This is a genomic window from Desulfovibrio sp. (genome assembly GCA_016208105.1).
Lineage (GTDB): Bacteria > Desulfobacterota > Desulfovibrionia > Desulfovibrionales > Desulfovibrionaceae > Fundidesulfovibrio.
In genome coordinates this window covers 77,631-98,084 of record JACQYS010000029.1, presented here as the reverse complement: position 1 = coordinate 98,084, position 20,454 = coordinate 77,631, and the positions used below count along the sequence as shown (strand labels likewise).

Below are 20,454 nucleotides of genomic sequence, written 5' to 3'. Positions count from 1 at the left end.
TTCTTCATCCCATGACTCAAGACCGGCCTGGCGCACTTCCTGATTTGTTTGATGCCTGGCGCGTAAGCGATGCCCGGTTCGCCAAGGCGTACCATCGGACCGGGGACCGGGGCAGGGCCGTTATCAAGAGCGCTATCGCCGCCGCCTTCCAGGCCTGGCAGCCTTCAGCCTGCGCCAGTGTAGCCATCTCCACCCGCTTTCATGGCGGCGAGACCCGCTCCGAAGAGACCGCCCCCCGCCCCTGGTACGCACTCGCCCTTGATCCCGGGGTTGTGTCTCCAGCCCAGATCGTGGCCGCCCTCATCCCGGCGGTGGCCGCGCGCATCCCCAATGTGCTGGTTTTCCGGCCCAAGGCGCGAAGCGGCTGGCCGGATGCGCTCCTGACCGCCCTTGAACTGTGCGGCGTGGAGCAAGTATTTTCCCCGTCCATGAAGAACTTCGAATACTGCCTGGGCTTTCTTCGGGATGCATTCGGCCGGGGAGGCCTGGCCTGTCTTGGTGCTGAGCCTTTCTGGAAGAAGATTGCGGTATTGGCCGGGAGCGGGGTGCGCACGCACTGGCTGGCACCTCCCCCTCAGATGGGCCAGCTTGTTGTTTCTGGCATCACCTGGGATCAGGACGCAATCGAGTTCGCGCATGCCGGGGTGGAGCTTGCCGTGTATGGCGACGCCTCTGCTCTGGCCCATTCGGAACACGAGGTTGTGCTCGCTCCCTATGCGGCGGCGCCGCGTTCGGCCAGGCTGGTTCTCGAACCCGGGCGCGAGGCCCTGTGGGACTGGAACGACCTGCCGCGCGAGCTTTTCTTTGGCCGGCGTCTCGTCTATAGCTGATTCCCATCATGGCTTCACATTCTCCCTCGGGCAAGCCGGGAATCGGCTCTCTGCGCAATATCGGCATCATCGCCCATATCGATGCGGGCAAGACCACTCTGACCGAGAGGATTCTCTATTACGCCGGCAAGATACACCGCATGGGCGAGGTCCACGAAGGCACCGCCACCATGGACTATCTGCCCGAGGAACAGGAACGGGGCATCACCATCACCTCGGCCTGCACCACCTGCTACTGGGCGGGCCGCCAGATAAACATCATCGACACTCCCGGACACGTCGACTTCACCATTGAGGTGGAGCGCTCCCTGCGCGTTCTGGACGGAGCCATCGGCGTCTTTTGCGGTGTGTCCGGAGTCGAACCCCAGTCCGAGACCGTGTGGCGCCAATCCGAGCATTACCGAGTTCCGAAGCTGGCCTTTGTGAACAAGATGGACAGGCCGGGGGCGGATTTCCGGGCTGTTTTGGACTCCATGCGCCAGCGCCTCGGTGCTGTCCCGCTCGCCATCCAGATCCCTCTGGGTGCGGGCCCTGATTTTTCCGGCATTGCCGATCTTGTGCGCATGGAGAAAATAGTTTTCTCCGGCGATACGGCTGAACGCGCTCCTCTCGCCGCCGACGAGAGAGCCCTGGCCGAGCCCTGGCGGGACACCATGCTCGAAGCCCTTGCCGAACATGACGAAGCCCTCATGGTAGCCTATCTTGGCGGCGAGGCCATCGCTTCGGACATGATAGCCGCCGTGATCAGGAAGGCCACGCTGTCGCGCGGGCTCACCCCGGTTCTGACCGGTTCGGCTCTTCGGAACATGGGCGTCCAGCCCGTCATGGACGCTGTCTGCGACTATCTGCCGAGCCCGGCCGACATCGGATCGGTGCAGGGCCTGGATCCTGTTTCCAGGAAGACGGTCGAGCTCGCTCCAGACCCCAAGGCTCCGCTCTCCGCCCTGGTGTTCAAGGTGATCATGGAAGCGGGGCGCAAGCTCGCCCTGGTGCGCGTGTATTCCGGCACCCTGGTCGAAGGCGAGGATGCCGTGAACGTCACCCAGGGCAAGACCGAGAGGATTGGCCGCATCTTCCATCTGCACGCGGACCAGAAGGAGCCCCTGCCCAAGGCCGGACCAGGCGAGATCGTGGCTCTGGCCGGGATGAAACTGCCGCGCACCGGCGACACCTTGGCCAGCAAGGCGCAGCCAGTACTGTTGGAGAGCATCTCCCAGTACAAGCCGGTGCTTTCCATGGCCCTGGAGCCTCGCAACACCGAGGAACTTGATAAGTTGAAGGACGCCATGGCCAGGGTGCTCCTGGAAGACCCCACCTTGACCTGCGCTCACGACGAGGACACCGCCCAGCTCATCCTTTCCGGCATGGGAGAGCTGCACCTGGAAGTGGTGCTGGAGCGCATCCGGCGCGAGCACGGTCTGACGCCCAGGGCGGGCAAGCCCCAGGTGGTCTGCCACGAGACAGTCACCAGGGAAGGCCGCGGCGAAGCGGAATTCGCCCGCGAGCTGGGCGGACAGATGCACTACGGGAAAGTTGTGCTCACTGTGGCGCCTCTGCCCCGTGAAAAGGGCAGGGAAATCCATGTGCCGCTCGACCCGAAAGTCTGGCCCAAGGTCTGGCTGGACGCTGTGGCAGAGGGCCTGGAGGATGGGCTTGAATCCGGGGCCCTGGAGGGCTTTCCGGTTCAGGACGTCTCCGTGCGCGTGGAGGACATGGGAAGGGTGGAAGGCCAGTCGTCCCCGGCGGGCTACCGCATGGCCGCAGCCCAGGCCCTGAAGAGCGCGCTTCGAAACGCTTCCCCGGCGCTGCTGGAACCCATCATGTATCTTGATATCTCGGTCCCGGACGACTTCGTGGGCGACGTGATCGGCCTGCTGGGTTCCAAAGGGGCGAAGATTGAGAATCTTTTCGACCGGGCAGGGCAGAAGATCGTCCAGGCGCTCACACCCCTGCGCAGGCTGTTCGGCTTTTCCACCGAGCTTCGTTCCGCCACCCAGGGCAGGGCGGGCATGGTGATGAAGTTCGCCCGGTTCGACCTCCTGGAATAGCCGTGCGCATATTGGGGGGAAGATTCAAGGGGCGCGACCTGCCCACGCTTTCGGGCGACGGCTGCCGGCCGGCCATGGCCAAGGTGCGCGAGGCGCTTTTTAACATGCTGGCGGCCAGAGGGCTTGACGTGGAAGGCCTAAGGGTGCTTGACGTGTTCGCGGGCACCGGCAGCCTGGGATTTGAATGCCTGAGCCGAGGCGCGGCGTTTGTCCGGTTTGTGGAAGCCAACAAGACCCTGGCCAGGCGGATAGCCGACAACGGACGCCTCCTGGGTCTTGGCCCCGAATCCTGCTCGGCTTCCCCGGGAGACGCCCTCAAGCTTCTCTCAAGACCGCCCCGGGAGCCTTTCGGACTCGTGTTTATCGATCCGCCGTACGGCCGCGATCTTCTGGCTCCGGTGCTTACGCGTGTTGTCGCCAACCACTGGCTTGCCCCCGGCGCCTTTGTCGTGGCCGAGCTGGAAAAAGATCTCAACCTGAATATCTGCCCCGCCTCACTGGAACTGGAGGCGGACCGGCTTTACGGACAAACCAGGATACTCGTATGGACTCTCGCAAATCCCACACAGCCGTCTATCCCGGAACCTTCGACCCCCTGACCATGGGCCACCGCAGCCTTGTGCGCCGTGCGCTCAAGGTTTTCGACGGGGTCACCGTGGCGGTGGCGGAACAGACGCCCAAGCAACCTCTTTTCACCCTGGAAGAGCGGGTGGAGATGATCCGCGAGGTTTTCGCAAGCGAACCCCGCGTCAAGGTCGAGCCGTTCAGCGGGCTTTTGGTGGAGTACGTTCGCTCCTCCGGGGCCAACGTCATTCTGCGGGGCATGCGCGCGGTTTCGGACTTCGACTATGAATTCCAGCTGGCGCTCATGAACAGGCGTCTGGACAAGGACATCGAAAGCGTATTTCTCATGACCGACTTCAGGTGGCTCTACATAAGCTCCACCATCATCAAGGAACTTGCCAGGGCGGGAGGCGACTACGAGGGGCTGGTGCCGGACGCGGTGACGCGCCGCTTGCGGGAACGCTTCGGCCCCCCCAACGGCAAGAGAAAATAGGGCTCGCTTTCCACGTGCATCCCGCAAAGGCTCTTTGCATACTGGGGCCGACAGGAGCCGGAAAAACCGAGGCGGCTCTGGCTTTGGCAGACGCGGTACGAGGCGTGGTGGTCAATTTCGATTCACGCCAGGTGTATCGGGAGATTCCGGTCACCACCGCCCAGCCCACTCCCGAGGAGCAGACCCGGTGCGGGCACATGCTCTACGGTTTTCTTTCCTGTTCGCGGGCCATATCCGCTGGAGCTTATGCCGAGCTGGCCGCGCCCGTAATCCGGGATGTGCTGGCCCAGGAGATGGTCCCCATTCTGGTCGGTGGCACCGGCCTGTACCTGAAGGCCTTGCTCGAGGGCATGGCCCCGATCCCGGATGTGCCCGGCGAGGTCCGCCAAAAGGTTCTCGACGACTGGGATTTCCACGGACCTCTGGCCATGCACGAACGTCTGGCACTGAGCGATCCCGCCTATGCTACAAAAGTGCACCCGAACGACCGCCAACGCGTGACCAGAGCCCTGGAAGTCTTCGATGCCACAGGCAGGACGTTCTCCCAGTGGCATGCGGCCACCGAGAAGGTGCTTGACGTGCCCTGCCTGAAGATGGGCATCGGCCTGGACAAGGGAGTCCTGGAAAAACGTCTGGCCCGCCGCATCGAGGCCATGCTCGAAGCGGGTGCCCTGGAGGAAATCCGGCGCGCCGTGGAACTCTGCCCGGAGCCCAATGCGCCGGGGCTTTCCGGAATAGGCTGCGCCGAACTGGCCGCCCATCTGCGCGGGGAAACGAGCCTGGATGAGGCCAAGGCCCTGTGGCTTTCCAATACAAAGGCCTACGCCAAGCGGCAGATGACCTGGTTCAAGAAGGACCCGGACATTCGCTGGTTCAGCCCGGGCGAGGCAGGGGCGATGCTTACGACGGCGCAAAAATGGTTGCACACGCCGTGAACAGTGCCAAGGGCGTTGGTATGTCCCGCATTTCCAGGCGCAGCGCCATCTCAATAGTGACAACCGCCTGCTTGGGCCTTTCCGTGCAGTGCTTTGCCAGCAAGGACACAGGCCAGGAGCTCGCCTCCAAGGGGCACGAACTGCTCCTTTCCGGGAAGCCGTCCGAGGCGCTCGCCATGCTCAAGGAGGCGGCCAGGTTAGATCCCGCCAACCCCTGGGTGTTCAACCTGCTTGGGCGGGTTTATTTCATGTCCGACCAGAACTCCCTGGCTGCCGAGAGCTTCCGAATGGCTCTTCGGGCTGACCCAGGCGACGGCTATGCCCGCATGATGCTCGACGTGCTGTCCCAGAAACCCCTGGGGCCTGCCCACACCCCAGAAAAGCCCGCCAAGCACAGGAAGCCTTCCCAGATTGAGGAGGACGCCCGCAAGGAACTCGAAGCGTACGCCGCCAGCGGCAAGCCTTCCGGGGCGCGGCTCATCCTCATCGATCCCGGCCATGGCGGGGCTGACAAGGGTGTGGCGGGTTCAACGGGACTGGCGGAAAAGACAATTGCCTTCGAGTTGGCAATAAAGGTCGCTTCGGCAGTGGAAGCCCAACAGGCGGGCGTGCGGGTTCTCCTGACCAGGAACGCGGACCACGACCAGCCGCTGTGGAGCAGATCCGCTCTGGCCGGGCTTCTGGGGGCCGATCTTTTCGTTTCCCTGCATTGCGCGGCTTCCCTGCCGGGGTATTCCGGCATCGAAATCTACTCCTATTCCCCAACTCCTTCGGATCCTCAGGCAGCGGCAGTGGCCGACCTGGAAAACGGGGTCATCCGCTTCGAGCGGATCCAGGCCCCGATGGTCCAGGTTCCGGTTGCCATGGATTTTGTGTCGTCCTGGTACACGAGGCGGCTGTCGGTGATGGGCAGGGAAGCGGCCCAGCGGATCGCAACCGGGCTTAGGGCCGGGAAACCGCTGGATACGGTCACTGTGCGTGCCGCGCCCCTCAAGGTGCTGGCCAATGCCGGGCGGCCGTCCGTTTTGCTGCAAACGGGCTTTCTCTCCAACCAGCCGGACGAAACTGCCCTCAAAAACCCGGAATTCCTGGAGAAGCTTGCCGATGAGCTTGCCAGGGCCTTGACTCGAAGCCTTGGATAGGGTTTTCACTGATCATGGTTTCCGGCTCAAGCAACTGGACCATCCCCAATGCCCTTACCATGGCGCGGATTCTCTTTACGCCCCTGTTCGTGGGCTTTTTTCTGGATGGAAGCCACAGGGCTGCGCTGTTCATGTTCTTTTTGGCCGGAGCAACGGACGCGTTGGACGGATTCCTGGCCCGAGTGCTCAACCAGCGATCCCCGCTCGGAGCCGTGCTCGACCCCGTGGCGGACAAAATCCTTCTGGACTCGGCCTATGTCTGTCTGGCCCATGCCGGCTGGATCCCAACCTGGCTGGCGGTGGCCGTGGTCAGCCGGGACGTCTTGATTCTTGGAGGGGTGGCGCTTCTGACCTTCTGGGGTCAGGACATGAGGGCGAGTATCAAGCCGAGCCTTACCAGCAAGGCCACGACGGTTTTTCAGATGGCTCTTGCCCTGGCGGCCTTTTGGCGGGGCATGGCCGGTTTGGAAGGTGCTTTGGGGCTCGCAGTGGATTGGCTGGCCTGGGCAACGGCGGCCCTGACGTTCGTTTCGGGATCTCTCTACGTGGTTTCCGGACTGACGATGTTCAAAGGGGCCTCTGACCAGGACTAGTGGGTGTCCTTCTTGTCCTTGGTCTCTTCGATTTTGTCCGTTTCGGAAGTGGCCCGGCGGAAATCCCTGATGGCCTTGCCCAGACCGCGTCCAAGATCGGGAAGTTTGCTTCCCCCGAAAAGAAGCAGAACGATAAGCAAAATGAGCGATAACTCCCAAAAACCTAAGCCGAACATGCCAAGCCTCCCAATCGATTGCTTCTCAAAAGGCTACATTGCTGCCAGTAACCGGTCAAGCGAAGCGAGAACCCTTTGACCCAGATATTACGGCTTCCAGCCACCGGTTGCGGACATTTCATTCGCGGCCGGTGCCTGTATGAAGAACACTTGAATCCCGGTTATCATGCTGCCTACCGTTGCGCTGTTCTGGAAAAGCTGCAGGCATTCTACGACTCCTTCCTTGCCCAGGCCGATGCCTTCGGGCTGGAAGAGTCGGTGGCCTGCGGCATCTGGGAGAAGCGATTCCGGGAGCTCTGCCAGGAGGATACGGGTTGTCAGGATCACAAGCCCGATGTTATTGATCCCTTTCCCGGCTGTCTTCATTGCCTGGAGGATGTCTGCGTCCTGAAGCTTCCCGAATGCGCGGGGCGCTGCCAGAATTTCACATCAAAATCTCGGGGATGACCCACGGACTATGAGTCTCAACACCACGAATTTCCTGGTCAATGTCCCAGCTCTCAATCCCGGGAGCGCGCCCGATGCACCTTCTGCCGTGCGTTTTTTGAACCCTGGCGTGCCTGTCCCCGGACATGACGCTTCCCTCTACAAGCCGGACAACCTGCCCATGAATGATGCCGTGGTGAAGGCCATGCTGGCCCAGTTCGCCCAATTGGCCCGCGAGACCAAGAACCTGGGCGATATATCGGCGCTTGTCTCAGGGCACTTCGAGAACTTCTTTTCGGGCACGAGTTTCGCCATAAAAGATGATCTCCGGGCAGCTCTTTCCGGCTCAGCCCGCGAAATCGAGATGCGCAAGGCTCTTTCCCGTGCGCAGACGGAACTTTGTCTGGCCTGGGCCCTGGAGGACGCGGCTTTCGAATTGGCGAGCCTCAAGGACAAACTGGACGCCCAGTGGAGCACGTTCGAGAAATCACTCGGCCTGGAAGAGGAAGACGCCTTGGAGGGCTCGGCTGCCGCCCTGGCCGGGGCCAAACCCGATCTCACTCCCGATGGGCCGAAGATCCCCCTTGCCGTGCTGATGGAGTCCATTCTGGCCTTTGTTCCAGACGGCCAGGGGCTCTATTGCGCGGACGAAAATATTTTGGCTGACTGGGCGGAGTACGGGGTGGCCTTCTCCGAGGCGTCCGCGGAAACCCTGGCCAGGTTTGGCCTTGAAGGGGAATGGCGCCAGGCCTTGGCCCCTGGCTACACGTTGTGCCTGAACAAGCGCCCCGACGCCTCAAAGCCGTGGCTGGACGCGGTTCGTTTGATCGTCTCCCCTGGAGGGAAATAGCCCATGCCCGAGTGTAATGACACATCACCCGCCGCCTTCCTGGACGGCGTTAAAGGCGTGATATTCGACTGCGATGGCGTGCTGGTGGACTCCAAGGTCGCCAACCGCATGTACTACAACACGGTGCGCAAAAAGCTCGGCCTTCTCCCCATGACTCCTGAGGAGGAAGAATTCGTCCACGCCCACGCGGTAACGGTGTCCATTGCCCATATCATTCCGGTGGAGCGCCTGGCCGAGGCCGAAGAGGCCCGCCGGGAGATCGACTACGAGCAGGACATCATGCCGTTCACTTTCCTGGAGGACGGTTTGGTGGACCTTCTTTCCACCATGCGAGACCAGGGATACCTTCTGGCGGTGAACACCAACCGGACGGATTCCATGGAGATGCTCCTGGAAACCTTCGACCTGACGGAATATTTTTCACCGGTGGTCACCGCCGCCAAAGTGAGCCACCCCAAGCCCAATCCCGAGGGGGTCCACCAGATTCTCAGGCACTGGAGCCTCACCAGGCAGCAGGTGGCCTACATTGGCGATTCCAGTGTGGACGAACTCACCGCCAGGGCCGCTGGCGTGCCGTTCTGGGCTTACAAAAATCCGAAGCTTTCCGCCGCGCTGCATGTGGGGAGTTTCGAACGCCTGCGCAGGTGTTTCCTCCAGGGGGCGACTTAGGGGCGGACTAAAAAGCCCTTGATTTGCGTGGGTGCGTGTGCGAGTCTCGCTTAGCCGGGAAATGTCCGGCCAAGCCAGTTATACGGGGAAAAACATGCCTTTTGTGGGACCTCTTTTAAAGACCATTGCTCTCATTCTTGATTTCGTTTTCGGCACCTATAAGTGGATCATCATCATAGCGGCGGTGGTCTCCTGGATTCGGCCCGATCCCTACCATCCCGTTGTCCGCTTTCTCTATTCCGCGACGGAACCCGTGCTCTACAGGGTGCGCCGCATGTTGCCGTTCGTCATGGTGGGGGGGATGGATCTCTCGCCTATTGTGGTTATTTTGGCGTTGCAGTTCATCGGCCAGGTGTTCATCGTCGAATCGATCGCTCAACTGGCCTTCATGATGCGCTAACCAGGAAGAGGCTGTGACGATCTCCAAGATCGACCTCTTGGGAAAGAAATTCAACCGTTGCATGCGCGGGTACTCCCCTGAAGAGGTGGACCTGGTCATGCACGAAGCCGCGGAAGCGCTCGGCGAAGTGGCCGACGAGAACCGCAGGCTTACGGAGCGTCTGGCCGAGTTGGAGCGTGCCCAAGGCGGCCGCTATCAGGACCCAGCCCTCGCGCAACCTCCCTCCGACCTTCGCGGTGCTCTTGCCACGGGACGAAAGATCGTTGAGGAAATTCATGAAAACGCCCGGCGCGACTCCCAGCGCATCATAGAGGAGGCCCGGGCCGAAGGGAGCCGCATTGTTGCGGACGCCAATCTGGTGAAGGCCCGCATTTTCGAGGAGATCGCGGATCTTCGGGCCCAGAAAGAAGCCTTTGATCAGGAAATGCGCAAACTCCTCGAAGACCATTTCAGGCTGCTGGAGGCCTCCGAAGCCCCCTCCGGAGCCGGCACGCTCGGCGGAGAATTTACCTTCGCCGAAGGCCAGGAATAGATGGTGGACCGGCCGCCCTATGCCGGGGAAGCCAAGGGCGGCGGGCTCAGGGTGCTGGTGTGGGTGCAGCCAGGGGCCAAACAGGACGCCGCTGTCGGAGTGGTGGACGGGCGCCTCAAGGTGAAGCTCAAGGCCCAGGCCCAGGAGAACAAGGCCAACGAGGCGCTGGTTGTGTTTCTGGCCAAGTGTCTTGGTCTGCCGAGAAGCTCGCTTGAGCTCACCTCCGGGCAGACCAGCAGGAAAAAGACGATACGCGTCAAAGAAGGCTTCGAGCCCGATTGGCGCGCACTGGATAAGGCCAATCACGAAGGGAATTAACCTGAACAGGAGGCAACGGCCATGGACAGTCGCGATATTGAGCTCATTCAAAAGCTCAGCGATTCGGACCAGGAACTCAGAGCACTCTACGACGAGCACGTAGCCTTCGGGAAACTGATCGAGAAGCTTGAAAGCAAGCCCTACTTGAACGCCACCGAAGATCTTGAGATCAAGGAGCTCAAAAAGAAGAAGCTGGCCGGCAAGACCCGTATAAACGTCATTTTGGATTCATACCGCAAGGCGGAGGCGAAATAGATCATGGAACTGACCGGGGCCCAAATTCTCCTCGAGTCCCTGGGGCGCGAGGGAGTTGACGTTATCTTCGGCTTCCCAGGCGGGGCGGTGATAGATATCTATCACCAGATCCCCAATTATCCCAACCTCAAGCACGTTCTGGTACGCCACGAGCAAGGCGCCATTCACATGGCGGACGGCTATGCGCGGGCCACGGGCAAGGTGGGGGTATGTCTGGTAACGTCGGGCCCCGGCGCCACCAACACTGTTACAGGGATCGCCACGGCCTACATGGACTCCATTCCGGTGGTGATCATCACCGGGCAGGTGCCCACTCCGCTCATAGGCAACGACGCCTTCCAGGAAGTGGACATCGTGGGCATCACGCGGCCCTGCACCAAGCACAACTTCCTGGTCAAAGACATCACCAAGCTGGCCAAGACCATCAAGGAAGCCTTCTTCCTTGCCCAGTCCGGCAGGCCCGGGCCGGTTCTCATCGACCTGCCCAAGGACGTGCAGCAGCAGCTGTGCGCGTTCAATTATCCCAAAAAGGTGGCGCTTAGAGGCTACAACCCGCACTACGACCCCAACGTCAAGCAGGTGCGCAAGGTGGCCGAGCTTCTGTGCAAGGCCAAGCATCCCGTCATTTACGCCGGGGGCGGCGTCATCAGTTCAAGCGCCTCCAAGGAGCTCACCAAGCTGGCCCAGGCCTACGGTTTGCCGGTCACGGCCACGCTCATGGCCCTGGGCTGCTTCCCGGGAGACGATCCCCGCTGGCTCGGTATGCTCGGCATGCACGGCACCTATGCGGCCAACCACGGCATGTCCAACGCGGACCTCATCCTGGCCGTGGGCGCGCGCTTCGACGACCGGGTAACCGGCAAGCTGTCGGAGTTCGCCACCAAGGCCACCATGGTCCACATCGACATCGACCCCACCTCCATCCAGAAGAACGTGCACGTGGACGTGCCTATAGTGGCCGACTGCCGCCTCTTCATGGAGGCCCTCAACAAGGAGATGGCCGATCTGGCCGGGCAGAAGGACGTGTTCGTTCCCAAGGACAAGTGGCTGGCCCAACTGAGCGAGTGGAAGGCCAAGCATCCGGTGAAGTACAAACCGGCCACCAAGGGCGGATTCATAAAGCCCCAGTCCGTTGTTGAGATGCTCTACAAGATCACCAAGGGCGACTGCATCATTTCCACCGAAGTGGGGCAGAACCAGATGTGGGCGGCCCAATTCTTCAACTACAAGAAACCGCGCACGCTTCTTACCTCCGGGGGCCTCGGCACCATGGGGTTTGGTTTCCCCGCAGCCATCGGGGCCCAGGCCGCCTACCCGGACAAGCTGGTCATCGACGTGGCCGGCGACGGCTCCATCCAGATGTGCATCCAGGAGCTGGCCACGGCCGTGTGCTACAACCTGCCGGTGAAGATCGTCATTTTGAACAACGGCTACCTGGGCATGGTGCGTCAGTGGCAGGAGCTCTTCTACGAGAAGAACTACTGCAGCACCTGCTTAGATATCGCCCCGGACTTCGTGAAACTGGCCGAAGCCTATGGCGCGGCCGGCTTCAGGGTCACCCAGGCCAAGGAACTGGAAGCCACCCTCAAGCAGGCTTTCTCCACACCCAAGCCATGCATCGTGGACGTGATCGTAGACCCGGAAGAGAACGTGTACCCCATGGTTCCCGCCGGAAAATCCATCACCGAAATGATCCTGGTCTAAGGAGGACGCCGTGCGCCACATTCTTTCCATTCTCGTTGAAAACGAACCCGGCGTTCTCTCCCGGGTGTCCGGGCTTTTTTCCGGCAGGGGCTTCAACATCGAAACCCTGAACGTGGCTCCTACCCTTGAAGAGGGTGTGTCCATCATGACCATCACCACCATCGGCGACGAGACGATCATCGAGCAGATAATAAAGCAGCTGCGCAAGCTGGTCACGGTGATCAAGGTGGTGGACCTGACCGAGGTGAAGAACGTCGAGCGGGAGATGATGCTCCTCAAGGTTGCTGCCGAAGAAGGCAAGCGGGCCGAGATCCTGCGTATCGTGGACGTGTTCCGCTGCAAGGTGGTGGATGTGGGCCTTGACGAGTTCACCCTGGAGATCACCGGCACCCAGGACAAGATCACGGCGCTCATCAACCTCATGCAGCGCTTCGGCATCAAGGAAGTGGCCCGCACCGGAGCGGTGGCCATGCGCAGGAGCATGCAGTAGCAACGGCGCGGCGCGAGGAAGCCTCCGGCGGCCAAAGGGCTATCGCCCTCTGGACTCCCTTTCCGCTTGCGCATTGAATGACCGGAACCTGGGAGCCCACCGCAAGGTGGGCTCCCGTTTGCTTGCACTATTGACGGTTTTTGTCTAAATTAACCGTCCCACGATTACAGCTATCACCTCTCCGTGAGGCGCAAAGGAGCCCTTTCAATGAAAGTTTTCTACGATCAGGATGCCGATCTTTCTCTTCTGAAAAATAAAACCGTGGCCATCGTCGGTTACGGTTCCCAGGGCCATGCCCACGCCCAGAACCTCCGTGATTCCGGAGTGAAAGTGGTCATCGGGCAGCGCGAAGGCGGCCCCAACTGGAAGCTGGCCAAGGAACACGGCTTCGAGCCCATGGACGCTGCCAAGGCCGCTGCCGCCGCCGACGTGATCATGATTCTGGTGCAGGACCAGTACCAGGCCGATCTCTACAACGAGTGCATCAAGCCCAACCTGAAGGCCGGGAAGGTGCTGGCTTTCGGACATGGTTTCAACATCCATTTCAACCAGATCGTCGCTCCCTCCGATGTGGACGTCATCATGGTCGCTCCCAAGGGCCCCGGCCACATGGTGCGCCGCGTCTACACCGAAGGCTCCGGCGTGCCCTGCATCGTGGCCGTGCACCAGGACGCCTCGGGCAAGGCCCTGCAGATCGCCCTGGCCTATGCCAAGGGCGTCGGCGGCACCCGCTCCGGCGTGCTCCAGACCACCTTCAAGGAAGAGACCGAGACCGACCTCTTCGGCGAGCAGGCCGTACTGTGCGGCGGCGTGTCCGAACTCATCAAGGCCGGTTTCGAAACCCTGGTGAACGCCGGATACCAGCCCGAGATCGCCTATTTCGAGTGCCTGCACGAACTCAAGCTCATCGTGGACCTGATCTACGAGGGCGGCCTGGCCAAGATGCGCTATTCCATCTCCGACACCGCCGAGTACGGCGACTACACCCGCGGCCCTCGCATCATCACCGATGAGACCCGCAAGGAGATGGCCAAGATTCTGAAGGAAATCCAGCAGGGTGAATTCGCCAAGGAATTCATTTTGGAAAACCGCGCCGGCGGCCGCGCCCACTTCCTGGCCATGCGCCGCACCAACGCCGACCACCAGGTGGAAGAGGTTGGTTCCAAGCTTCGCGGCATGATGAGCTGGCTGAAAAAATAATTCGCGGGAATACTTAAAAAAAAGGCCGTGGTCCTGGACGTGACCACGGCCTTTTTTTATAGGTTGCTCAGAACGAAATATATACGGTGATGAACATGGCGGTTAAGGTTTTCCCCATTCCTCCGAAAAGGCCTGGTATGGCTGCATATCTTCGCCTTTTCATGGCTGCCGTACTGGTCGTGACGGTCCTTGCCGGGCAGCTTCAGGCTCAGGACAAACGCGACGGAAATTACTGGCGCACCATACCGGAAACCGAAAAGCTGGACATCATTCTCGGCTTCTTCGACGGCATGGCGTTATCGGAAAGCCTTATCCATATCGTCGTCCGGGAGAGCTATTCCGTTTGCACGGATGTTATCGAAAGCATCATGGCCCAGACGGGCAAGTATTTGGACAACCTGACCACAGCTCAGATAGCCACGGGCCTGGACACCTTCTACGAGGACGCGGCCAACAGGAACATTCCCATCTATTGGGGGATCTGGGCTGTTGCCAGGCAGGCCAAGGGCGACAAGGACCTGGGAAAATTCATCAAGGAACTGAGGAAAGCCCATAAATGATCAATGCTCCTGAAACCTGGGATTCGTCGCTGGAAGTAGGGCACGAGGACATTGACGCGCAACACCGGGCCCTGTTCGGCATGATTGTGGAGCTTGACGAACGCCTGTCCAACGATGAATCCGGCCAGGGGGTGCAGGACGCTCTCCAAGGCATGATGGCCTATGCCCATACGCATTTTGAAATGGAGGAAGCGTTGATGGCCAAGGCCGGGTGGCCGGGGTTGACCCGCCACAAGGGAATGCACGCGGAATTCATGCTGAAGACGGTTTTTTTTACCAGCGAGTACCCTGAGGACAGCGAATGGACCGCCTTGGATATGCTGCGATTCCTGCTTACATGGCTTGTGGACCACATCAAGGTGCAAGACAGAAGCTTCTTCGAGTGGCAGAAAAAACAGTAAGGGGTGCCTCTTGCGTTCGATGGCTGGCTTTTTGGCTTTGCTGGTTGTTCTGGTTTTTCCCCACACCTGCTTTGGACAAACGTTAGGCCCCGACGCCTATTTTTCAAGCACCTCGGCCGCGCAGCAAGCCCTGTTGCTCCTGCCGCCCCCGCCTGCGCCCGGCACTGCCGCTCAGGCCGCGAACATTCTCCTCCTGAACACCGTGATGGCCACCGCTTCCCCAGCAATGGTGGCCAATGCCCAAGCTGACGTTGTCCCCTCGGTCTTCGACTTCTCCAATGTGCTGGGCGCGGGTTTCAACGCCCAGAACCTGCCGCTGACCAACGCTTTCTTCAACAAGGTCACCATTAACACGCAAAACACGAACATTGCCCTTGATCGCACGTACAACAGCCAGGGGCCTGTAACGGCGGCTTCCTACCCCAGCGCGCACACGGTGCTTGGATATATAGACGGCGTGCTGCTTGGGGAAATGCTTCCGGAAAAAAAGGACCAGCTTCTCACCTACGGCGTCCAATTCGGGCTCAATCGCCTGATCCTGGGCCAGCATTGGCCCACGGACGTTGGCGCCGGCCAGATGGAAGCCACCTTCCTCTTGCCGATTCTGTCCGCCAGCCCGCAATTCCAGAGCGATTTCAACCTGGCCAAGGCGGAATTGCGCGCCCAGCAGGGGCTGAAGTAATCCCCCGGCAGACCGCCTGAAGCCAATCCCGCTTGGCGTTGAATGCCGGGGCGTGGCAATTGTGGGGCATTCTCTCTAGAGTTTCTTCGTCATGAACACGCGTCGGAAGCCCTTGTCTTCGCATCGGTGCGTTTCCACAAAGCCAAGGCGCTCATAGAATGCCACATTCTCGGTCATGGCCTCGTTGGTGTACAGCCGGATTGCCGGGTGGCCCCGGCGGCGGGCCTCTTCTTGCGCAAACGATATGAGGCCTCTCCCCAGGCCGCGCCCCTGAGCTTCGGGATGCACCGCCACGTTGTCCAGGAGCAGGGCGTCAGGCTCGTCTTTCAGAACGAGAACCCCGAGCACATGGCCGCCATCCTCAACCACGAACGTCTCTCCGGCCGCTATGAGCTCGCCATAGTCGTCCAGCATGGGTCCTGGCTTTCTCCCAATACGCGGGACATAGGCCACGTAGGCGTCCTGCAGGATTGTTTCGATGCCGGGCCTGTCTTGTGATGTGGCTTGCCGGATTATCATACATCTCCGATTGTCGTGTGGTTTGCGCCCAGGCGACCCTCAGGCGTGGCAGTGTTCATGCAGGCTCGAAGGCGTGGGGCACGAACCGGCTGAGATTCGTTGTCACGCATTGCGTGGCTTCGCGAATGCCCATGCCCGCAGCCCAACCGCCGATTACCCAGGCTCCTATCACAGGCCTTGCGCCGTCAAAGTCCGGCAACTCGCACAATCCCTGCCACACCACATCGTTCTCGTCGTAGGCCCCGGCCGTTTTTTCCACGATCCTGCCGTCCTTCACCACGGTCAGGTTCGCCCCTTCGCGTGCCAGCTTTGGTTTCACTACGTAATCCGAGAGCCCGTTCGGCCCGTCGAGATAGGCGGGCAGAAGGTTGGGGTGGTCCGGGAAAAGCTCCCACAGGATTGGCAGGATGGCCTTGTTGGAGAGGAGCATCTTCCAGATCGGCTCTAACCAGCGCATGTGTGGCGATGTGAACGACAAGTATTGGCTGAAGTCCTCCCGCGTGAGCCATTCCCAGGGATAGAGCTTGAAAATGCTCTGGATCGGGCGGTTCTTGGTGTCCACATAGCGCAAAGCCAGGGCGTCCCAGCCGATCTCGTCGACATGGAGAAAGTCCGTGGCGATGTTTGCGGATTCGGCGGTGTCGCGCAGGTAGTTGGCGGTGATGATGTCTTCGATGTCGCGGGTTGAGGCGAAATGGAGGATTTCTCCTTTCAGTCCGGGTTTGACTTCAGCCCATCTGGCCAGGAGTTTTTCGTGAATGGAGTTGAACTGGTCGCGTTTCGGGAAAACATCCTGCAGCCAGAACCATTGAATAACCGAGGCTTCGAGCAGGCTGGTCGGCGTGTCCGCGTTGTATTCGAGAAGCTTCGGAGGGGAGACGCCGTCGTACGCGAAGTCGAAGCGGCCGTAGATCGAGGGAGGTTCTTCCTCCCATGCCTGCTCGATGAGCGGGACGGCAAAGCCCGGAATACCCAGATCCGTGTAGCGGCCTTCGCTTATGATGTGCTGGGCGGCATCGAGGCAGCGCTCATGGAGTTCGTTGGCGGCAAGCTCGATGACGTCCACCTCATTGGCAGTGAATAGGTAGTAGGCCGATTCGTCCCAATAGGGGACGTCGTCCAGGCTGTGAAAGATGAATCCCTGGCTTTCGACAATGCCTTGCCAGCCGGGGCGGGGGTCTACACGAATGCGTCTCATGGGTTGGGTCAGGATGCGGATGAAAGGTGTGCGCCTGTGGAACCGAAGCCGCCACGGCTGACGAAGGTTTTTCCTGTCGAGGACTTATTGCCCGATGCGATGGCCTGACCCTCCGCGACAGCCGCGTTGTAGTTCGGATGGTCGGCTGGCAAAGGCCTTACGGACCTGTCCTCGCCGACGAGGTAGGGGCGCCCGGAGGAATGGTAGATGATGTTGTGATAATTCCCTCGCTGGTATTCTTCGTCATCGTCGTCGGAAACGCAGCCGCTTAACGCAAGGCTGACCGATACTACGAGGCCGATGGTGACGTGGCGCGATCGTTTCATGGCCGTGCCCTATGCGGTGGCAGCGATGATGAGGGCCAAGCCCAGCTTGACGCCCATGTCCGCGATCACGGCCGCGGCATTTTTGTCCCGGGCGATTTCCTGGGTCAGGGTGGTCTTTGCCAGAAGGACCTTGTCGGTCAGGTAGCACCCGGCCAGGAGGAGAATTATGCCCCGGATGGCGGCAAGGCAGAAGGCCCAGATGTCACGGCCCCAATCAGTGAAATCTCCCGATACGGCCGAGGCCAGGATAAGCGAGAGGCAGACCAGCATGGAGCCCAGATGCAGGCCAAGAGCCGGATTTCCCTGGGCGATTTCAGCCTGATCGTCAAAAGGGGACAACCGTTCGAGAAGTTTAAGAAAAAGGACGAGGGTGAGTTGCCCCAGGAGGAAGAAAACCACGCCGGAGAGAAGGGAGCCTTGGCCCGAAAAGGCTGACCGGAGAATGAATCCCGTGGCCAGGCCGCCACCGGCTTCGGCGAACCCGACCGCGCTGTTGCCGCCTAGGATGGCTTGGGTGTTGTTGAGCCCAGGCAGGACTACCCGGTCGAGAATGGCGAAAGCGATGAACAGAAGGGCCAGAAGGATCACTCCTGTGAAGGCGAAGCTTGCGATGTCGCGCAGGAATCCCGTGGAGGGCGCGCTTAGCGGGCCGCAGAGTCCAAGGGCGGTAGCCAGCGCGAAGGACGAGAAGCGAAGGGCCAAGGCGGTATTGTTGCCATTGGTTATGTGGTCATCAATGGAAACGTTGTTGGACTTTTCAATGCGAAGGGCACAGAGGCGGTGTGCAAGCCAGAAAATGGCGAATGCGACGGCGAGGAAGGTCAGGGATGCTAGGGCGTGGGCCATATGGGCGCTCCTGCTCTGTTAGGCGGTCCAATTTTAAAAAATCTCTACAGTCGGGGGGAGGATGAGGCAACCGTAATATGACGGCATTGCTGGAGGTAATGCCTAACACAATCCGGCGGATGGAGATGTTTTCCAGCGTCCCAGGGGTCTGGGGAGAATTGAAAAGCGGGATTTTACGGAAGAGTAGATGGCGGAGAGGGTGGCCGTCAAACTGGATTCTAATTTACTATTATAGTAGACATTATTTTTTAGAAATAAATAGTTATCCGGAAAATTACCCGGAAAACGATGGAGCTGCATCTACTCAATTATCGCACAGAGCACCCCAATTTCATAGCCCCTTCGAGAAAAGGGAGGGTAACCCCCTGCCCCCCGCTCAGTGGTTCCATCCACCCCGGTAGAGGCTCAAGTGGAACGTCCGCAGGCGGAGTCGCCTACGCCTAAGTCAGAGCATCCCACTTTTATCAACGCATCCAGCCCTAGAATCTCGTCTGATCTCGACGTTGGCCTTCTGGTCAACTGAGGAGGGTAAACGCGCTTTTTTAACCCTCCTATGTTCGTTTATTCAAGCTAGCCTGAAGATGGCCAAAAGAGGTCTCCCATCTTCAACCCTGATGTGGTCTACGAGCGGGAGGCCAGCCATGCGCGTCAGCTTTTGGGATCACAACTATGCCGGAAGAGCTCTGCCCTCCTGGCCTGTGCACTCTTGCTTTTGGTTTGGACCTTGGGATGCCAAAGGAAGCTGTAGCACCTTGAGACACGAGATTAACTGAGATTGCTATTGCCAATACGGAGCGCTCTTTGCTTCTTATTCTTTTTTGATACCAGGCACACCACCATCTAGAGTCACGGTGTTCCGAAGCACACCGCCGTCTAAATAAAATAACAACCGGTACGTAGCCGTGCGGTGGACGATAGCAGCATTGCTGTTCATGAAATCCTCGTCCACGCGGAGCAAAATAGCGTTTCCGGAACCAAATGACATCCTCTTGACGGAGCGTACGTTCAACCCCGTGTTCCATACGAACGATCGGTCATTGTGGTCGATGCGAAGATAAATGAATGAACCGTTCATTGCGGGGTCGCCTCCTCCAACCTCAAACACTTTGATGGAAGGGCCTGTACGCGAGTACTGCCCCTGGTGCATCGCCTGGAGGTAGGCCAGAACGGTGTAACGATCGCTCTCCGGCAGTGGAGTGCACTCCTGGGCCAGGGTTTTGGGTGAATCCCACAGCAGCAGGACGAATACAGCGTAAGCGAGCAATGCGTAATAACCGGCCGACCTGTTCGAAATCATTGTGGGTCCTGTGGTTGTTACAGGTGACGATGCTTGCCTCCTCTTAACGGCTGCCCAGAACTGCGGGTCGTAACATGACCTCATAGGATCGTCGCGAACCGCCCAGGAAGACGACCTCTTGCGTTACTCCATATTTTTCCATTTTTGAGAGTCAGCAGCCGAAAAGCCAAGAGAACCCCCTTCAGGCCCTAAATGAGCCTGTTCCGTCCTCTCATTGACATCCCAAGACCATATTTGTCATTAAAAGTTAGCTGGGCGATTCATTCGTCGTGCGCAAGGTCCCGGCCAAAAGCCCGTCAGGAGCTACTTCCGTGAGACAACGCGCCGCACCAAAGCCCGTTGAGCCCCTCTTGGCTTGGGACATCACAGTTCCATTGCTCACCAACCGCTTCATGCTCACCGACTTCGCGCGCTGGATGCTCTTGACCTACGCGGCCATGGCGCTGATAGCCTGCCTGATCGGGCTCTTCGCCCGCGACATGAAGGTATTCCTCGGTGTCCTCCAGCTCTTCGGACTCATCTGCGCTGGGATGACAGTGCTGTTCGTGCTGATCATGCTGATCTTCTTCAGAAACCGCATGGAGCTAGCGTTCGCTATCGACGAAGACGGGATCAACGCCCTGGTTGCAAGCCGCAAGGCCAAAGCAGGCAACCGTCTGGCCATCCTTCTTGGCATCCTTGCCGGAAAGCCCGTTGCCGTCGGAGTTGGTCTCACCGCCCGTGCTCAGGAGCATACACGCCTGGAATTTTCCGAGCTACGCCGTGTGCGTTTCTCGCCCGAACCGGCGGTCATCAGTCTGCGCGACAAATGGTTCAAGCACGTCCGGCTCTATTGCCGCCCGGACAACTACGCCAAGGCCGAGGCACTGGTGGAGAAGGGGCTTTCGCGGTCCAAATCCAAGGTCAAACCCTTGCGGGACGCGGGCTGATAGCCGCAGGGAGACCCTGGACGCGCGCAGGCGCGCGGCGGAGCCGATGAAGATGAAGGGGTGAGGGTGGC

Annotated in this window: 27 protein-coding genes; 21 read left to right on the top strand and 6 right to left on the bottom strand. The window is 59.9% G+C overall.

All coding sequences use genetic code 11. The features are described 5' to 3' along the window. Nucleotides 1-44: 44 nt before the first annotated feature. Genes HY795_17845 through HY795_17815 form a run of 7 tightly spaced genes read left to right on the top strand, consistent with a single transcriptional unit; the run spans nt 45 to nt 6,605 of the window. On the top strand, nt 45-830 hold the full coding sequence (locus tag HY795_17845) for a hypothetical protein (protein ID MBI4807081.1): 786 nt from the start codon (nt 45-47) through the stop codon (nt 828-830). Between the two features lie 8 nt (nt 831-838). Then, nucleotides 839-2,878: an elongation factor G gene (fusA, locus tag HY795_17840; GenBank protein ID MBI4807080.1), complete on the top strand. Its 2,040-nt coding sequence runs from the start codon at nt 839-841 to the stop codon at nt 2,876-2,878. Further along, a complete protein-coding gene (gene rsmD / locus HY795_17835) occupies nt 2,875-3,477 on the top strand; it encodes a 16S rRNA (guanine(966)-N(2))-methyltransferase RsmD (GenBank protein MBI4807079.1) in 603 nt (200 codons plus the stop codon). Before fusA ends, rsmD begins: the two co-directional genes overlap by 4 nt. After that, the gene (coaD, locus tag HY795_17830; GenBank protein ID MBI4807078.1) at nt 3,423-3,935 is read left to right on the top strand and encodes a pantetheine-phosphate adenylyltransferase; all 513 of its coding nucleotides are present in this window, start codon (nt 3,423-3,425) and stop codon (nt 3,933-3,935) included. The genes rsmD and coaD overlap by 55 nt, the downstream gene beginning before the upstream one ends. Before the next feature lie 14 nt (nt 3,936-3,949). Then, on the top strand, nt 3,950-4,870 hold the full coding sequence (gene miaA / locus HY795_17825; protein ID MBI4807077.1) for a tRNA (adenosine(37)-N6)-dimethylallyltransferase MiaA: 921 nt from the start codon (nt 3,950-3,952) through the stop codon (nt 4,868-4,870). Continuing rightward, complete coding sequence (locus tag HY795_17820; GenBank protein ID MBI4807076.1) at nt 4,852-6,012, top strand: N-acetylmuramoyl-L-alanine amidase; 1,161 nt, start codon at nt 4,852-4,854, stop codon at nt 6,010-6,012. Before miaA ends, HY795_17820 begins: the two co-directional genes overlap by 19 nt. Before the next feature lie 14 nt (nt 6,013-6,026). Next, entirely contained in the window at nt 6,027-6,605 is a 579-nt protein-coding gene (locus HY795_17815) for a CDP-alcohol phosphatidyltransferase family protein (GenBank protein MBI4807075.1), read from the top strand. Here the strand turns inward: HY795_17815 and tatA are convergent. Further along, nucleotides 6,602-6,781, bottom strand: coding sequence for a twin-arginine translocase TatA/TatE family subunit (tatA, locus tag HY795_17810; GenBank protein ID MBI4807074.1), 180 nt, complete (start codon nt 6,779-6,781; stop codon nt 6,602-6,604). The genes HY795_17815 and tatA overlap by 4 nt on opposite strands. Nucleotides 6,782-6,856: 75 nt before the next feature. Between tatA and HY795_17805 the strand changes: the two genes are divergently transcribed. The 13 genes from HY795_17805 (at nt 6,857) to HY795_17745 (ending at nt 15,268) form a co-directional block, all read left to right on the top strand. Continuing rightward, nucleotides 6,857-7,228, top strand: a complete 372-nt coding sequence (locus HY795_17805) for a hypothetical protein (protein ID MBI4807073.1) — start codon at nt 6,857-6,859, stop codon at nt 7,226-7,228. Nucleotides 7,229-7,238: 10 nt separating this feature from the next. Continuing rightward, nucleotides 7,239-8,057 carry a hypothetical protein gene (locus HY795_17800; GenBank protein ID MBI4807072.1) on the top strand — a complete coding sequence of 273 codons (819 nt, stop codon included), beginning with the start codon at nt 7,239-7,241 and terminating at the stop codon, nt 8,055-8,057. A gap of 3 nt (nt 8,058-8,060) precedes the next feature. After that, a complete protein-coding gene (locus HY795_17795) occupies nt 8,061-8,726 on the top strand; it encodes an HAD family hydrolase (GenBank protein MBI4807071.1) in 666 nt (221 codons plus the stop codon). A gap of 94 nt (nt 8,727-8,820) precedes the next feature. After that, the gene (locus HY795_17790; GenBank protein ID MBI4807070.1) at nt 8,821-9,126 is read left to right on the top strand and encodes a YggT family protein; all 306 of its coding nucleotides are present in this window, start codon (nt 8,821-8,823) and stop codon (nt 9,124-9,126) included. 13 nt (nt 9,127-9,139) lie between these two features. Then, a complete protein-coding gene (locus HY795_17785) occupies nt 9,140-9,658 on the top strand; it encodes a DivIVA domain-containing protein (GenBank protein ID MBI4807069.1) in 519 nt (172 codons plus the stop codon). After that, the gene (locus HY795_17780) at nt 9,659-9,976 is read left to right on the top strand and encodes a DUF167 domain-containing protein (GenBank protein MBI4807068.1); all 318 of its coding nucleotides are present in this window, start codon (nt 9,659-9,661) and stop codon (nt 9,974-9,976) included. Nucleotides 9,977-9,997: 21 nt separating this feature from the next. After that, nucleotides 9,998-10,231, top strand: a complete 234-nt coding sequence (locus HY795_17775; GenBank protein ID MBI4807067.1) for a DUF465 domain-containing protein — start codon at nt 9,998-10,000, stop codon at nt 10,229-10,231. A 3-nt stretch (nt 10,232-10,234) separates the two neighbouring features. Further along, on the top strand, nt 10,235-11,935 hold the full coding sequence (ilvB, locus tag HY795_17770; GenBank protein MBI4807066.1) for a biosynthetic-type acetolactate synthase large subunit: 1,701 nt from the start codon (nt 10,235-10,237) through the stop codon (nt 11,933-11,935). 10 nt (nt 11,936-11,945) lie between these two features. After that, nucleotides 11,946-12,425, top strand: coding sequence for an acetolactate synthase small subunit (gene ilvN / locus HY795_17765; GenBank protein ID MBI4807065.1), 480 nt, complete (start codon nt 11,946-11,948; stop codon nt 12,423-12,425). Nucleotides 12,426-12,632: 207 nt separating this feature from the next. After that, entirely contained in the window at nt 12,633-13,625 is a 993-nt protein-coding gene (ilvC, locus tag HY795_17760; protein ID MBI4807064.1) for a ketol-acid reductoisomerase, read from the top strand. A gap of 137 nt (nt 13,626-13,762) precedes the next feature. Continuing rightward, on the top strand, nt 13,763-14,185 hold the full coding sequence (locus HY795_17755) for a hypothetical protein (protein MBI4807063.1): 423 nt from the start codon (nt 13,763-13,765) through the stop codon (nt 14,183-14,185). Continuing rightward, nucleotides 14,182-14,586 (top strand): hemerythrin family protein, encoded by a 405-nt coding sequence (locus tag HY795_17750; protein ID MBI4807062.1) that lies wholly within the window; start codon nt 14,182-14,184, stop codon nt 14,584-14,586. Before HY795_17755 ends, HY795_17750 begins: the two co-directional genes overlap by 4 nt. Nucleotides 14,587-14,596: 10 nt before the next feature. Beyond that, the gene (locus HY795_17745) at nt 14,597-15,268 is read left to right on the top strand and encodes a phosphatase PAP2 family protein (protein MBI4807061.1); all 672 of its coding nucleotides are present in this window, start codon (nt 14,597-14,599) and stop codon (nt 15,266-15,268) included. A 75-nt stretch (nt 15,269-15,343) separates the two neighbouring features. On the opposite strand, the gene HY795_17740 is transcribed toward HY795_17745, so the two are convergent. From HY795_17740 to HY795_17720, 5 genes are all read right to left on the bottom strand, one after another. Further along, nucleotides 15,344-15,787 carry an N-acetyltransferase gene (locus HY795_17740; protein ID MBI4807060.1) on the bottom strand — a complete coding sequence of 148 codons (444 nt, stop codon included), beginning with the start codon at nt 15,785-15,787 and terminating at the stop codon, nt 15,344-15,346. A gap of 55 nt (nt 15,788-15,842) precedes the next feature. Then, nucleotides 15,843-16,985: a glutathionylspermidine synthase family protein gene (locus HY795_17735; protein ID MBI4807059.1), complete on the bottom strand. Its 1,143-nt coding sequence runs from the start codon at nt 16,983-16,985 to the stop codon at nt 15,843-15,845. A gap of 8 nt (nt 16,986-16,993) precedes the next feature. Next, nucleotides 16,994-17,311, bottom strand: coding sequence for a hypothetical protein (locus HY795_17730; protein ID MBI4807058.1), 318 nt, complete (start codon nt 17,309-17,311; stop codon nt 16,994-16,996). A gap of 9 nt (nt 17,312-17,320) precedes the next feature. Continuing rightward, the gene (locus HY795_17725) at nt 17,321-18,157 is read right to left on the bottom strand and encodes a DUF350 domain-containing protein (protein MBI4807057.1); all 837 of its coding nucleotides are present in this window, start codon (nt 18,155-18,157) and stop codon (nt 17,321-17,323) included. An 808-nt stretch (nt 18,158-18,965) separates the two neighbouring features. After that, nucleotides 18,966-19,454 carry a hypothetical protein gene (locus tag HY795_17720; protein ID MBI4807056.1) on the bottom strand — a complete coding sequence of 163 codons (489 nt, stop codon included), beginning with the start codon at nt 19,452-19,454 and terminating at the stop codon, nt 18,966-18,968. 311 nt (nt 19,455-19,765) lie between these two features. Between HY795_17720 and HY795_17715 the strand changes: the two genes are divergently transcribed. Beyond that, complete coding sequence (locus tag HY795_17715; protein ID MBI4807055.1) at nt 19,766-20,383, top strand: hypothetical protein; 618 nt, start codon at nt 19,766-19,768, stop codon at nt 20,381-20,383. The last annotated feature ends 71 nt before the right edge of the window (nt 20,384-20,454 follow it).

Bases quoted from the DNA above. Each gene is read 5' to 3' on its own strand.
- fusA (MBI4807080.1), top strand. From the start codon at position 839: ATGGCTTCACATTCTCCCTCGGGCAAGCCGGGAATCGGCTCTCTGCGC.
- coaD (MBI4807078.1), top strand. From the start codon at position 3,423: ATGGACTCTCGCAAATCCCACACAGCCGTCTATCCCGGAACCTTCGAC.
- HY795_17820 (MBI4807076.1), top strand. From the start codon at position 4,852: ATGGTTGCACACGCCGTGAACAGTGCCAAGGGCGTTGGTATGTCCCGC.
- HY795_17815 (MBI4807075.1), top strand. From the start codon at position 6,027: ATGGTTTCCGGCTCAAGCAACTGGACCATCCCCAATGCCCTTACCATG.
- tatA (MBI4807074.1), bottom strand. From the start codon at position 6,781: ATGTTCGGCTTAGGTTTTTGGGAGTTATCGCTCATTTTGCTTATCGTT.
- HY795_17800 (MBI4807072.1), top strand. From the start codon at position 7,239: ATGAGTCTCAACACCACGAATTTCCTGGTCAATGTCCCAGCTCTCAAT.
- HY795_17795 (MBI4807071.1), top strand. From the start codon at position 8,061: ATGCCCGAGTGTAATGACACATCACCCGCCGCCTTCCTGGACGGCGTT.
- HY795_17790 (MBI4807070.1), top strand. From the start codon at position 8,821: ATGCCTTTTGTGGGACCTCTTTTAAAGACCATTGCTCTCATTCTTGAT.
- HY795_17780 (MBI4807068.1), top strand. From the start codon at position 9,659: ATGGTGGACCGGCCGCCCTATGCCGGGGAAGCCAAGGGCGGCGGGCTC.
- HY795_17775 (MBI4807067.1), top strand. From the start codon at position 9,998: ATGGACAGTCGCGATATTGAGCTCATTCAAAAGCTCAGCGATTCGGAC.
- ilvB (MBI4807066.1), top strand. From the start codon at position 10,235: ATGGAACTGACCGGGGCCCAAATTCTCCTCGAGTCCCTGGGGCGCGAG.
- ilvC (MBI4807064.1), top strand. From the start codon at position 12,633: ATGAAAGTTTTCTACGATCAGGATGCCGATCTTTCTCTTCTGAAAAAT.
- HY795_17755 (MBI4807063.1), top strand. From the start codon at position 13,763: ATGGCTGCATATCTTCGCCTTTTCATGGCTGCCGTACTGGTCGTGACG.
- HY795_17750 (MBI4807062.1), top strand. From the start codon at position 14,182: ATGATCAATGCTCCTGAAACCTGGGATTCGTCGCTGGAAGTAGGGCAC.
- HY795_17740 (MBI4807060.1), bottom strand. From the start codon at position 15,787: ATGATAATCCGGCAAGCCACATCACAAGACAGGCCCGGCATCGAAACA.
- HY795_17735 (MBI4807059.1), bottom strand. From the start codon at position 16,985: ATGAGACGCATTCGTGTAGACCCCCGCCCCGGCTGGCAAGGCATTGTC.
- HY795_17730 (MBI4807058.1), bottom strand. From the start codon at position 17,311: ATGAAACGATCGCGCCACGTCACCATCGGCCTCGTAGTATCGGTCAGC.
- HY795_17725 (MBI4807057.1), bottom strand. From the start codon at position 18,157: ATGGCCCACGCCCTAGCATCCCTGACCTTCCTCGCCGTCGCATTCGCC.
- HY795_17720 (MBI4807056.1), bottom strand. From the start codon at position 19,454: ATGATTTCGAACAGGTCGGCCGGTTATTACGCATTGCTCGCTTACGCT.